The following is a 12,658-nucleotide window of genomic DNA, read 5'->3' as shown; positions in this document are numbered from 1 at the left end:
CTTAGCTAACCCGGTAGGCTTATGAAAATTATTGCAGGTACCCTTTTAATCATCCTGTTGGCTGGGTGTTCTACGGTCAGCGTTTCTGGCTCTGGCGGGAGTTCGGGGCGTTCAACGGCCACCATTGGCATCGGTTCTGGCGTCCGTCTTTGATAACGACATCCGCGCAGGTCTTCTGGCTGGCGCGAAGCCGTTAACTCAGGTTTTTTCGAAGAGATCGATAATCTCGTACTCTCCACCGATCACGGGTTTGCATAAGATTTTATAACCATCGCTATCAAAGCCCGGCGCCGCAATCATTAACTCCCCCGCTTCATCCAGGCTATCTACTGCACCCAGCCATAACCAGTGGTGAATAATATGGTACTGCGCCATATCAGCCCCCTGCTCTCGCAAGGCTATCGGGCCACGCCACGGCCAGCACACCACTCGGCTTTGCTCGAGCGCTGAGGCCAAGCGCTGCTGATGATCGGCCAGGCTTTCTTTACCGCAGCAAGCTCCGGTACAACGCTTCAATGCCGAACGGAAACAAGGGCGGCCTTTGCTTAATGGCTCAAGCCCCAACAGCCCATAACACAGCTGGTGCTGTTCGGCGATAGACTGCAGCGCTTGTAGTGCCGCGCGCCGGTTGGCAAAAAGGCCAAACAGCCCAGCGTGCCGGGCAAAATCGACCTCTTTGGCATACACCACCGTGGGTTTGTCATCATTGAGTTGCAACGCGCAGAGCTGCCTGTTGCGGCGCAGGCGTTTATTGAACAGCGGTTGCTGCTGTTTAATCAGTTGCGCTTCCAGCAACAACGCCCCTATTTCACCCGCTGTTCTGATAAAGGTGATACGCCTGGCCTGGCGCAGCATGGCTGCTTCGTCTGGGGTACGCAAATGTGCAAGCACCCGGCTGCGAAGGTTCACGCTTTTACCGATGTAGAGCGGCATGGTTTCGCACTCGCCGTGGAACAGGTATACCCCAGGTAGAGCAGGCAAGCCTTCCAGCCATTGGCGTAGGTGTTCCGGGTACTGGTAAATGGCTTCTGCTTCAAACTCGAGCCTTGGTGCGGCAGAACGTCTGGTCAATGACAAACTCCATACTGATTTTTTATACAGTATAGCGGGTTGAGTGGGGGTTTGAAGGAGTTTGTGGTCAAGCTATTCCTCTCACCCTATCCCTGTAGAGGCACTCATGATACCTACGATTTGTTCGGGGAGAAGAGGAGCTTTCTCCCAAAGAGGGTTAAATAAATATTTAAAATCAATATGATAAAAAAAGACCGAGTACGATTCCTTTATGTGCCAATTTATCAATAAAGCATTTAAATTCAAAGTGATAAGCTAAAAATCCAGCAGAAACAACCTCTCATTACCTTCGTTTTCCATCCTTTAGTTTCAAATACCTATCAGATTTCTCGTTTCAATTCGGGAATATTTCGGCACCAAAAACCGCGAAATTCGATATCAATATTATGACCGGTCACCATTACCTCTAACCAATGCAGCCGCATCCCGCAGGACGCCTTTGTGAAGCGTGTTGCCCACAGCCCTACGTTTCGATTCCAGCGCATTTACGATAGCCATGCGATCAACCAACTGGCCACGCCCGATCAGTTCAACAACCACAACTCCGATCTCTGAGGCGATCAGCCCACATCTTTCTTCGTCCAGAATCATAGCAACCTCCGGTTAATTTCCATTCAATGTAGCATGGCGATGGCGAGCAGAGAAAAATTCACCCTGATGTTACAATTTTCGGATTGATAGCGATCGGGAACCGCACATGCGCAAGTTAACAGTCATCCGGATCGCTCATGCACATGTCGTTCAGCGCATATGTGAGCACGCTTAACAAAGCAGGTTCCTGTTGCCGTACTAATCCGTCCTTTCCTTGCACATGATTCCGCCAACAGAATATCCACTCCCATAATTTATAATATAGGCTGAGCCTGGGCTAACTACGTAAGATTTATAACCAGATTCATCCAACCCAGTTTTTGAACCATTAGAATTAAGTGTAACCACCCCAGATTTAAAATGCTCTGCATTCTTAGTGAAGACCTCAAATCTATTTCCATAATCTGATATCAGCACCAAACGTCCATCGCGAACATCCTTGCATTCATAGCGTTCAACATTGATACTATTTTCTTTGCCATTTGAAACTTGTGGTGATTGTTTTTCAAAATTTGTTTTTATTACCGTGTCATAGACTACAAATGCTGTGTCATACCAGCGCTCTACACACTCATGTGTAGAGCACTCTTCACGTGAGTTCCATAACTCCCTAGTTAAGTTAGAGAAGCCTTTTTTGTTTTGAACTACATTTTTTGCTCTATCGTACACCTTGCTTAAAACATCATCATAATTTGATAACTCCTTATCAGAACAAATGGTTTTTTCCGCGAAACTTTTCGCCTTAGTGCAATCGAACGATGCCGCGCTTGTTTGATATGAAAAACCAATAATTATTAGCGATAAAATTGAAAGGTTAGTGATTTTCATTTTCTATTCCTACCATGGACAGTTAAGCGCAGTGTACACGATCAACACTGCGTTTAAAATGCACCAACACAACGCGCGCTTAGGGTGCGTCAGGCCATGTGATGTCAGGCGCTTTAGATACGTCAACACGACTGAGCATAACGCTATATCGCTCCCAGGCATCTAGTTTAGCCCCTTCCTCCTGAGTTGCCATGCCAAGCTTAACTGCGCGTGCTAATGGCGTTATAGCGCCTTCAGCATCATCAATGAGTTGTTGCTTTTTCATGGTAGCAATAAGAATCGCATCCTCTTTGCCCACCTCGACAGCGACCCATGCGGGCTTGCCACTTTTAGAACCCAGCCCCATACCAGGCGGCGGTGTAGAAAGGTATTTTTTATATTCTGCTTCACTGATTTCAGTTGCATCAGCGGGCCAGCTTCCTTGCTCTTCATACCGCTCTTTTTCTATGATATCTGTTGGATAAAATCCTTTCTTTGTTGCGCTGAAGTAAATCATTTTATGCTCCTATTGCCATCCAACTAGCCGCTGTTTCACTGCTTCTCATGATCAGTGTGCAACCTGTAAGTGATCTTGATGAAACAATGATATTCTCTGTCGATAACCCTGATTGGGCGATCTGAGTAATAAAGACAGCAGAACATGTGCCCGGAAATGCAACAGGGAATGTAACGTTTGTCGTATCCCCACTTCTATTAATAATACCTCCCTGCACAATCATGCCCGAGCGATTATTTCTGCTAATCCAGTTACCAGACACATCCGTAAAACTTGATTGCGACGGCGGCGGATTATTTGGACTGTATACTCGCTGCCCCGACTCGAGTAACTGTGAGCCGATGTACGTTGTTAGATGCCCATTATTATCAATTGAAAATCCTTTCCCGGTTAGTAACGAAGTAAAAGTAACGCTACCATCAAGTTTTGCAGCCAGTTCAAATAAACGAACACCATCTACATCGTTAATTAATATTGCGCCATTTTGCGCAGACAGGTTACCAATTGCTGTCGCGTTCCCGTTTATATACCCCCCACTAGCCGGATAGGCCCCTATATCCGATGGTGTGGGTTTGTTTTCTGTACTGTAATAAGACTGGAACGGCCCCCACACTCCACCAGGTGATGAGCGATATCTGACATAGGTTTTCGTAGAGGATGCACCAGCCTGCCAAAATAATTGTTTTGCCGATCCACCGTCATATTTGATACACAACATTTCCCATGACGCTGTTGCAATCGGGGTATTGATGGAATTATTGGCTTCCAGCGAATAAAAACCGTTTTTATCCGCAGCATTCGCATCCGTGATTTTTATGCCATAAGTACCCAGTCCCCATGCGCCGTTCTGCATCAACCTTCCCGCAGTTGCATCAGTGACGGAGGTCTGCGCATCACGAAACGCAGCCGTCCCCAGCCCGGCATAGATTGCTCCAGGGTTAGCCACGTTGAAGAAGGTCCTGGTGTTGTCCATCAGGCACACCAGAGCCACGTCCTTCAGGATATCGTTGGCAACCAACGCGGCTTTATTCCCTTTATACAGAGGGAAAGTCCCAAGAACCCGCCCACCCATTGTAAGATGCAGCGTACTGGCACCGGTGTTGTTCTGTGTGGGATAGACGATAACCGGCGATCTCAGCACCCAGTCAGTCGAACCGTTCAGGAAATACGTTGCCGGTAGCTCTAGCGTCAGTGCATTTGCAGTACCACCAGCCACCGCGGCAGTGTAATGTCCACTCTGAAGTTGTTCGATTTGCACGAACTGGTTCTCTGAACCGCGCGTCGCAAAGTTGGCGATCACATCGTTCAGGGACCAGCCTTTAGCCGCGGTACCCTCCTGGCCACGCACAACTGTCAGCATATCGTTGTTGACGGCAGTAAGGTGGCAAACTTCGAACACGGTTTCTTTCGCATCCGTCAACGTGATTTTCGCGTAGGTCTTGAGGAGGTTTGAGTCGTTGGCGTAGTCGTAAGTAAGCAGACCTGCAAAACGTGCCCCCGCGCCAGGCATCACCTGTATCGTGGTCTGGGTCGCCGTAATATCTGCTGCCAACGACGACACGACGTTGTTTCCAAATCCAATAATCATGGTTCAACCACCGTTACAGAGTAGGTATAAACAAAGGGGAGCTTGACCAGAGACTGGCTGATCGCATCTTTCAGGAAATAGCCAACGCCATCGCCATAATCGGGGATCGTGATAGTGAACACGCCGTTATTGACCGTTACGCTGATATCGAAGGTGCTTTGCAACGGCGGATCGATGCCATTCGTGCCATGAATAAATCGCGCCAGGCGGCGCTTGAGCCAGTCGATACAAAAGTGCGATCCGTCACCTTTGTAAAAATTCCAGGTCAGGATCCGTTTGAAATAATCATCGGGTACGTATGACGCCGAGCCAGGTACGTAATTTTTCAGTCCGGCATAAGGGATCGCGTTGTACTCGATGGTGTTGTAGGCACCACGGGCGATCGCATCTTCCGATATTTGCAGTAATGGCCGCCCTTCCCCGTAAATACCCAGCGCGATCCAATCCAACAGTTCACCCGTGATGGATGGAGAGGTCCAGCACGGCAAATTCAACGCATTGAGCTCGTCAAGATACCCTTGAGCAAGCGAGTTATAAGCCGTAAAAAAGGCGACGATGTTGGGGTCACTGTTGTATTGCGTATACGGATAAGCGGGAATGATTTTCTCAATTAGAGCTTGCATATTGCTTCACCTGAATTTGTCCTGCCGAGGTGGAGAAATAGGCGTAGGTGTCGCCATAAACCAGACTGGTATCTGCTTCGGGTGGTTTAATTACGCCATTAATGCCAATCTGAACCTGGATCATGGAAACCAGCGAGGAAGCTACCAGCCCTTCAACGGACTTAAGGAAAATTTCTTGTATCTGGAAAATGTTTATCGGCTGACCAACGGCGATTGCGTTAACATAATCGGCAATATTCTGTTGCACCGCACTTTCTATTCCGGCCGGATCTATGTACGTCGTGGACGCCGAATTCCACGTTATCAGAACCGTCGCGTTCTGCGATGACGGTACGACAAACGGCACTCGGTAAACATCTGGATAAACTGTGATCGGTATTGTTTTTTTCTCCACTTCAGCACCTGAGGGATTTGAGACCTCATTGGTCAGAATGGAAATATCCGGCACGGCTTTATAGATCGCGTAAGCAACTTCGTAAGGATCCCCACCACCGACAACCGCCACCCATTTACCGAGCGATGCCTGGCGATACGAAATCAGGTTTTCCTGAACGCCGGCTACTTTATTCAAAGCTGACCGTAAACAATCCGGAGTTCCCTGTACGCCGAACATGCCAGCCTGCATAACCTGCGACCGATAAGACGCGTAGCCTTGTTTCTCGGCGCCCGGTAAACCCGCCGTCAAGTTGGTACAGGTCACCTGGTACGTTTCAGGTACAGAGGTTTTCACCTGGTTAACCGTCCCTGCGGGTACCGGCCATGTCCCCTCGGTTGTAGCCACACAATACAAGGGTTCCGTCTGACCACTAGCGGGGATAGCCGCGTCACGTCTTACGGTATAAAAATAGGTGCCATCTCCGACGGTAAACCCTTTCGGAATGCCAAACCCCGGCGGCCCTGAAAATACGACATATACAGATGTATTCGTGCCCTCACCTTGCTGCACACCATATATAGCCCCAAGCTGCATAAGAAGATGAATGTTCGCAGCGTAGGGGCTGCATGAGTTGATAAGATCAACTCGAGCCTGATCACAGACCAATAATGCCCCTGTACTGGTACTGACCATGTCCTCGATCAATGAGCCGGGCAAATCGGTTGTGATCCCGGGCGAGAGCTGAACCGCTGTAGCAATAACCTGTTGTCTCAGCTCATCTGCTGTTTTCGGCACAGGGCCGGAAATATCATAAATAACGGGTAAATCACTCATACATACACCTGCGCCACTATTTTCGAGCCTGAGTTGGTGATTGCCGAGATGTTGTAAACTGGCGGGTCAACCTCGGTAAGTGCAATCTGGAGAGAGGAAAAATATCCACTGAACTGCTGTTGCAGCCTGTTCACGTAAAACGTGGGAATAATTTGCTGGATCACCGAACCGCTTGCCGGAATACCGTGGTTTGCAAAAAAGGGTGACTCCTGCGGTGCTAGTTTGAGGTTCTGAACCAGCGTGGTGAGATAAACTGCGTCATTGAAACCGTTCGCGTCGGTGGTGATCATTACCCATTTTCCGGTTTCATCTTGCCCGTATGTTCTCATTTGGTAATGCTCCCGTCGAATTGTGTCGTTGGCCCCCCAGTATCTTGCCCATCGTTTCCATTACTGTGCTGATGGGAGTTCACCCAGGTAAGCAACTGCTGCCAGCCTTTATGCATGATTTCGGGGCTGGTGCTGGCTTGGGCGTCTGCAAGCGTACCGCTCTGGCCAGTCAGCGACCACGAGCCGTTTGTCAGCGTCAATACGGTACTGCCAACCGTAACCTTAAACTGATCCGGTGTTGCAATCGTGATGCTCTCGGGCGTCAGCAGGAACGTCGTGTTACTGCCAGCATCGCGAATCGTGACGCCTTCCGGGCCATACAGCGTGAGCACTTGCGGGTCAACGCCCTCCCATTCCGTATGACTGATAGGCAAAAATACCAGCGCACTGAGATTGGCCGGAGGAGTAAGATCGGCGGTACCCCCGCCCAGCCCGCTTGCGCCACCCAGGTAGGTATCCGCGGGGATGACGATCCCCCGGTCACCCGGCTGCATGGGGTAGCGGATATACTGCGGGCCGAACAAAGGGATAGTGATCTGCGGCAACACATACGGTATATCGCGAAGCAGGAACGACAGCGTGACCATGTTACCTGATCGGCTCACTACAGATGCAGGCAGCACCTTGCCAGCCATCTGCATGGCGTCCGCAATTTTTTGGTCAACGAACCGATGCATGTTGCCGCCAAAATTCAGCTTTTTATCAATGCTCACGACGCCCCCAATTTCACGTCCGGGTGAGCTTCAATGACGGTCACCCAACTATTAGCGTCCGGTTGCCGACTGTTGCCTAGCAGACGCACGGAGGACACCAGAAAATCACCGGTAAATGCAGCATCATCACGAAACTGGGAATATGAAGATGCCTGTATCATCGGCCGAGAATCCTTAGGCATTCGGATATAATCTCCCACCTGAATGTCGCTGCGCATGACGCAGGGAATGCTGACCGTGCCAAACTGCACCCACGTCGGTTGACCGACCAGATCAGTAAATGCTATTTGTGTCGGATTTTGGTTGCGGTAACTGGCGCTTTTATTCGACTCCTTGTCGATATGGTTTTCAAAATCATTATCGAAAACACGGATCTCCTTACCATTCACCACCGTTATTTCAACACCGGAATATTTATCATCCTTTATAATATTTCTGCTCAACGCTTTTAATTTCGTCGCCAGCTCTGAAAGGCTTCCACAAAACATGTCGCTGTCGTAATTATTCACTAGGCGATCACTGATACTTATCGAGTAACGATAGGCTCCGCCCATATTCTGAAAACACCGCGTCAGCGCGACGGACAGTTTGATCCCCTTATTCCACGGTAGCGTTAAATTTATGGGTGCCAGCGGCGCTGGATTAACCGCAGATACCGCCCCCGCCGTAACAATGAGGTCTGTTCTTAGTTCGGTACCTTGCCAGTTACCCAGAACTTGCCAAATTGTCCCCTCCAGCACCAGTCCTTGCTGTGCAGGCTTCGCCAGCGGTAACCCCTTCGACATGCCTACCCACATTTTTATCGCCATGCCAAACATATTCTGTCTGGCCTGCTGCATATCCTTAGGACCTATCCCCCAAATGGTGATGCAGCTTTGCCCCATCGGCGTAGATTCACCAAAGCGTTGAATATCAAACTCGATCATTAAATTTCCAGGATTGAATACACCATTTTTCAGACTGGAATATTGCTTAAAGAGTTTTCCGGGGTTACCGTTTTTATCAGGTGGGGTAAATATCTGAATATCATAAAAGCGCATCAGTTGATTACCTCTATTTGCCCCGATGAATGTCGCCACACCATTTTCGTTGCTGCGAATGCACCGACAAGTAGATTAATATCGTATCCAATCGGTGATTCTATCATTGGCGTGGTTAACAGGCGATTTCCTGAGTTATCCGTAACATTCAGATACCAGCGCTGCGAAGCAAGATTCCATTTTGTCTGGCAGTTATATACCTCACCATCAAGCATAGGAGTAAAAATCATGCTCTTCTGCTCATTCCCGGAAAATGGATAAAGTGTTGTGCTCATAAATTAAACGCCCCACTTAATTTACCGATAAGCCCGGTAACTGCATCTGAAACGCTGCTGCCCAGTGACGTATTCCCGAGCGCGGATACCGTATTGGTCCATGCGCTCTCTGTGGTTTTATCGCCGTTATCAATCTTGCTTAAATAGCTGTTGATCGCCTGCTCAGCTCCGCTTTCGGTGATCAGCGGCTGTTCAAAATCCCACAACCACTGGCGCTGAGGCAGCGGTTCGTTTGTTCCGGTTACATCGCGAACTGTGCGAAGTATGCACCCGCTGTAAATCAACCCCGGCGTGGCCACCACGAACGTGCCGCCGAGATTGGCATGCGCCTGCAATACCGCCTGTAAAGCACTGAGCGTGACGAGTTTTGTCAGGGCGCCGGTATTATCATTCACTGGCGCATCCATCAACATGGGAATACGCAACGGCTGAGCCAGCAACGCATTGGCAGCGACGGCCTGATTAGCGAAGGGGTACCGACCGATATCGTAATCGATCATGGTACCCCCCTGAGCAGCGCGCCAGTGGCAAAAATATTTATCCAGGTCGGTCAGATTCATCGACCCGCCGATCAGGCTGCTGACATAACTGGCACTTTGCGTTAACGCGACGATTGGCAGCATCCCCCCTGGGATACTCTGCGCAATACCGTCACAAAGAATGACAGGGGAGATTTCAAACCCTAATTTGTAGAGCTCGCGGGTAAATGCCATTAACCAAATCCTCCGAGTTGCGTGCTCGAGACAATCGCGCTACCGCCAGTATTGTTGTACACCACAACACCCGAACTGCCGCCCCTGCGCTGGTTATCCAAGATTTGCTGTAATATCTGATCGGTTTTATTGGAAGATTGCTGAGTGAGTTGCTGCTGAGGATTGCTTTGGGTAGATCCCGGCGCGCCTGGTCCATAAAGTTTTAAGAATTGCTCTTTCACTCGTCCGGGGTATTCGCGATTCTCCTTGCTGCCGCGATTTCTACCGCCGTTATACCAACGCAGCATTTCCTCAATATCACCGCCAGCCTGGTTTTTAGCCCACTTCATTACCCTGGCACCGGCCATAATGTTGTCGCGAGGGTTGTAGGGATCCTCACCGGTTTTAAAGTTGAAGGGCATCACCTGCATCAATCCCATGGCCCCAGCCTTGCTGACCGCTTTAGGGTTCCAGTCGGATTCAGCACCAGTCACGGCCTTCAGCAGTCTTGGGTCTAAGCCATATTTATCCGCAGCCTCAAAAAAGTAATTGTCGTAATCAGATGTGGCGGCTCCTGAGGCACGCTTTTTCCCTGATTGGGCGTGTTGCTCTGGTTGATTCCATTTGTTATTTAAAATCCCATCATTGCCAGCGTGTAATTTCCACCAAGGGTCTTTATCATCACCGGCAGATTGCCCACTTTCACTGGAAAAGAAACCCTTAACCCCCTTTAACCATCCCCATACTCGCGGGTCATCATCGGTGCCTGGCGTGTAGTTCTGTCCGGTCTGAGGATCTGTCCGCTTCTCGTCACTGAGCATGGAAGAGTTGGCTCTCACATCATCCAGCGTGATCTTGGTTTTTCCGGTAATCCAGTCAATCACCTTGCCAATAACCCGCGCCAACCGCTCAACGCCGGTCATAAACGACACAACATCATTTTTGAAATCAGGTGATACCAGGTAATTACCGAACTTGCGGATCCCATCCGCCAGCCCATCTATCCACCTACCCAACTCCGGCGATTTAAGTACCGTCTCCACCGCCTCGGAGAAGGCATCAGACAATCTCCCCAGTTCAGGTGCCAACGGAGCCAGCCCACGAATAAAGGTGTTCTCGATGCTAATCTTGCTGCGATCCAGCTGAATATTTAAATCCTGCCATTGCTTTAATTGCTGGTCGCTAAGTTGCAGGCGCTGCGTATCCTTCTGCGCCTGCTTGGTCATCGCATCGATTTCGGCATCGCTCATATTTTTAAAGCGATTCAGATCGTCGAGCGTGAAATAGTTGGTCAGGCCGTAAGCTTCGGCCCCCTGCTGCGAACTTCCGTTACGAGTAAAAATATCACGGGCGCTTTTAATCATTTGCGGCAATAACGCAGCCGGGTCCTGATCGGGGTTATCGATCCCCATTGCCTTAAACTGCCAGCGTTTGCTCAGATCCAATTGACCATCACGAATGGCACCCAGCGTCCCTACGGGATTTCCAAGTACCTTCTGGTAATTCACCGCACTCGAATTAAGGCCACCAGCTGTTGTTCCCAACCCCATGGCAGTGAAACGCTGCGACGATGCAGAACCAGCCAGGCGGCTCATTCCCCACAAGCCCCCCGCCCCCGCAAGACCGGAAAACAATCCCAGTACGGCACCCCATGAAAGCAGGCTGGTCGTGGCATTTTTAATGTGACCGGCCAACTCTTTGGCATCCTTGCTGGCCTTGTTCAGAAATTTTCCGGCACCGCTGGTTTTTTTGTTAAATTCAGATTGTGTTTTATTGGCTCTCTCAAGGTTTCCATTCAGTCGATCAAGACCATCATTGATCGAGGCAATGGCGGCAACGCCATCAGTGAAAGACCGGGCGATCGCCTCCGTGCTGCCCAGTACCTTGTCAGTCTGCTTGGCCGAGTCGCCGATCCCCTGAGCCGCTCCCCGCCATTGTTCAGGTAAGTCATCGAGCGCCTTCTGGTACTCATTGAATTTTTCGAGGAACGCCTGAAATTTCTCGTCCTGAACATCAATTTCAACAACGGATTTAGCTGCCATTGAAATAGCCCTTCTGTCTTATTTCTTCCAGAATGAACCGCTGCCGGAAATGGAGCGGGCTTTTGTATTCGCCGCACTCCAGCTCCCGACAGAGTTCGCTGAACCCTTCACAGGAGGCCCAGGTCAGGAGGGAATGAACGACAGTTCCTGCGGGGCTGGCGGGATCGGGGTATCGGTATCCGTCTTCGACGTCGGTAAAGAATCGCGAAACGCCGTAGCGTTCAATGAGACGAGTTGCCCATTGTACATTTCGAGCGCTCTCCCCACTGTCGGGCCGATTAAGTTGGCTTTCTGAATGGCAGAGGAGACCATAAAAAACACCACTTCACCCTCAACCTCGCGGTATTCGTCTGGAGAAATGATCGCCTGCTTGAACGCCACCTCCAGCGGGATAGAGCGCCATACGCCGTTATCGCTGAAAATCACCGTGGTCAGGCGTTGGATATCATCGACAAGGGTCGGCGTGGGCGGCGTACCCGTCTGGGCACCTTCGACATCTTGTCGCGATTTGAGAATATTTCGCAACATCATCGCGGCCACACGTGGGGCACCGGTCATTCCCACCGACGTGAAGAAGTTGTGGAACATATTCCCCAGCAGCACGCAGTTTTCCTGCACCACCTCGTAGGGAAACGGCACAACGTGCAGGTAGACCAGCGAGCCATCGTCGCGCGTGATCGTGCTGACGAAATTCAGTTTTTTATCAATTTTCATACCCATCAATCCCACATCTTGTCGTTGGTGGTGAGGTAGCCGGAAATTGTCGCAACAAAGCCCGCATCCGTACCGTTGAGGGTGATTTCGTTAAAATTCACCAAGTAGCAGTTAAGAATGGTGTAGTTGCCAAAAGGGGTCGCGTCAGGCGTGACCACGATCTCGCCAAGTGCCGTATCAGAGGCAAACTGCCGCTGATAGCTGGCAGCTAGCCCCTGCGTTTTCAGCAGGTGCACCGTCAAGGTCACTTGCTGGTAAGGTGCCTGGCTGCCAACGGTACCCGTCATGGTTTGGATGATGTCTGTAGCGGCGGAATCCGGCCGCATGCTGATCCCCTCTTTTCCCAGGAATGACGCGGTGACGTTAAGTGCCGGGTTGTCGGTAATGCTAACCGCGCCCCTGACGCGGTTAAGGAACCCCTGCGGTACTAATGGATTTGGCATTTA

16 protein-coding genes are annotated in these 12,658 nt (G+C 50.2%); 1 reads left to right on the top strand and 15 read right to left on the bottom strand.

The features are described 5' to 3' along the window. Positions 1–21 precede the first annotated feature (21 nt). On the top strand, positions 22–153 hold the full coding sequence (locus ACKWMY_RS17825; protein WP_255519147.1) for a hypothetical protein: 132 nt from the start codon (positions 22–24) through the stop codon (positions 151–153). A gap of 45 nt (positions 154–198) precedes the next feature. Here the strand turns inward: ACKWMY_RS17825 and cho are convergent, their stop codons facing one another. The 15 genes from cho to ACKWMY_RS17750 all read right to left on the bottom strand — a co-directional run bounded on the left by cho (position 199) and on the right by ACKWMY_RS17750 (position 12,655). After that, the gene (gene cho, locus ACKWMY_RS17820) at positions 199–1,071 is read right to left on the bottom strand and encodes an excinuclease Cho (protein WP_409486739.1); all 873 of its coding nucleotides are present in this window, start codon (positions 1,069–1,071) and stop codon (positions 199–201) included. Positions 1,072–1,455: 384 nt separating this feature from the next. Beyond that, the gene (locus ACKWMY_RS17815) at positions 1,456–1,662 is read right to left on the bottom strand and encodes a hypothetical protein (protein WP_409486738.1); all 207 of its coding nucleotides are present in this window, start codon (positions 1,660–1,662) and stop codon (positions 1,456–1,458) included. A gap of 198 nt (positions 1,663–1,860) precedes the next feature. Next, a complete protein-coding gene (locus ACKWMY_RS17810; RefSeq protein WP_409486737.1) occupies positions 1,861–2,490 on the bottom strand; it encodes a lysozyme inhibitor LprI family protein in 630 nt (209 codons plus the stop codon). 79 nt (positions 2,491–2,569) lie between these two features. Continuing rightward, positions 2,570–2,986, bottom strand: coding sequence for a tail fiber assembly protein (locus tag ACKWMY_RS17805; RefSeq protein ID WP_409486736.1), 417 nt, complete (start codon positions 2,984–2,986; stop codon positions 2,570–2,572). Position 2,987: 1 nt separating this feature from the next. Next, complete coding sequence (locus ACKWMY_RS17800) at positions 2,988–4,574, bottom strand: hypothetical protein (protein WP_409486735.1); 1,587 nt, start codon at positions 4,572–4,574, stop codon at positions 2,988–2,990. After that, positions 4,571–5,197 carry a hypothetical protein gene (locus tag ACKWMY_RS17795; RefSeq protein WP_409486734.1) on the bottom strand — a complete coding sequence of 209 codons (627 nt, stop codon included), beginning with the start codon at positions 5,195–5,197 and terminating at the stop codon, positions 4,571–4,573. Before ACKWMY_RS17795 ends, ACKWMY_RS17800 begins: the two co-directional genes overlap by 4 nt. Next, the gene (locus ACKWMY_RS17790) at positions 5,181–6,407 is read right to left on the bottom strand and encodes a baseplate J/gp47 family protein (protein WP_409486733.1); all 1,227 of its coding nucleotides are present in this window, start codon (positions 6,405–6,407) and stop codon (positions 5,181–5,183) included. The genes ACKWMY_RS17795 and ACKWMY_RS17790 overlap by 17 nt, the downstream gene beginning before the upstream one ends. Continuing rightward, entirely contained in the window at positions 6,404–6,736 is a 333-nt protein-coding gene (locus tag ACKWMY_RS17785; RefSeq protein ID WP_074031913.1) for a hypothetical protein, read from the bottom strand. Before ACKWMY_RS17785 ends, ACKWMY_RS17790 begins: the two co-directional genes overlap by 4 nt. Then, a complete protein-coding gene (locus tag ACKWMY_RS17780; protein ID WP_409486732.1) occupies positions 6,733–7,449 on the bottom strand; it encodes a hypothetical protein in 717 nt (238 codons plus the stop codon). The genes ACKWMY_RS17785 and ACKWMY_RS17780 overlap by 4 nt, the downstream gene beginning before the upstream one ends. Continuing rightward, entirely contained in the window at positions 7,446–8,489 is a 1,044-nt protein-coding gene (locus ACKWMY_RS17775) for a hypothetical protein (RefSeq protein WP_409486764.1), read from the bottom strand. The genes ACKWMY_RS17780 and ACKWMY_RS17775 overlap by 4 nt, the downstream gene beginning before the upstream one ends. Continuing rightward, a complete protein-coding gene (locus ACKWMY_RS17770; protein WP_409486731.1) occupies positions 8,489–8,764 on the bottom strand; it encodes a hypothetical protein in 276 nt (91 codons plus the stop codon). Before ACKWMY_RS17770 ends, ACKWMY_RS17775 begins: the two co-directional genes overlap by 1 nt. Then, positions 8,761–9,477, bottom strand: a complete 717-nt coding sequence (locus ACKWMY_RS17765; protein ID WP_409486730.1) for a hypothetical protein — start codon at positions 9,475–9,477, stop codon at positions 8,761–8,763. Before ACKWMY_RS17765 ends, ACKWMY_RS17770 begins: the two co-directional genes overlap by 4 nt. After that, positions 9,477–11,498 (bottom strand): lytic transglycosylase domain-containing protein, encoded by a 2,022-nt coding sequence (locus ACKWMY_RS17760; protein WP_409486729.1) that lies wholly within the window; start codon positions 11,496–11,498, stop codon positions 9,477–9,479. Before ACKWMY_RS17760 ends, ACKWMY_RS17765 begins: the two co-directional genes overlap by 1 nt. Positions 11,499–11,621: 123 nt before the next feature. Then, positions 11,622–12,218 (bottom strand): hypothetical protein, encoded by a 597-nt coding sequence (locus ACKWMY_RS17755; RefSeq protein ID WP_409486728.1) that lies wholly within the window; start codon positions 12,216–12,218, stop codon positions 11,622–11,624. Next, positions 12,218–12,655 carry a hypothetical protein gene (locus ACKWMY_RS17750; protein ID WP_337050064.1) on the bottom strand — a complete coding sequence of 146 codons (438 nt, stop codon included), beginning with the start codon at positions 12,653–12,655 and terminating at the stop codon, positions 12,218–12,220. The genes ACKWMY_RS17755 and ACKWMY_RS17750 overlap by 1 nt, the downstream gene beginning before the upstream one ends. Positions 12,656–12,658 lie beyond the last annotated feature (3 nt).

This window comes from Serratia sp. J2 (genome assembly GCF_046269175.1).
In the GTDB taxonomy this organism is placed as follows: Bacteria; Pseudomonadota; Gammaproteobacteria; order Enterobacterales; family Enterobacteriaceae; genus Chania; species Chania fonticola_C.
Note: the sequence above shows the minus strand (reverse complement) of the source record. Positions and strands in the feature narration are given on the sequence as shown.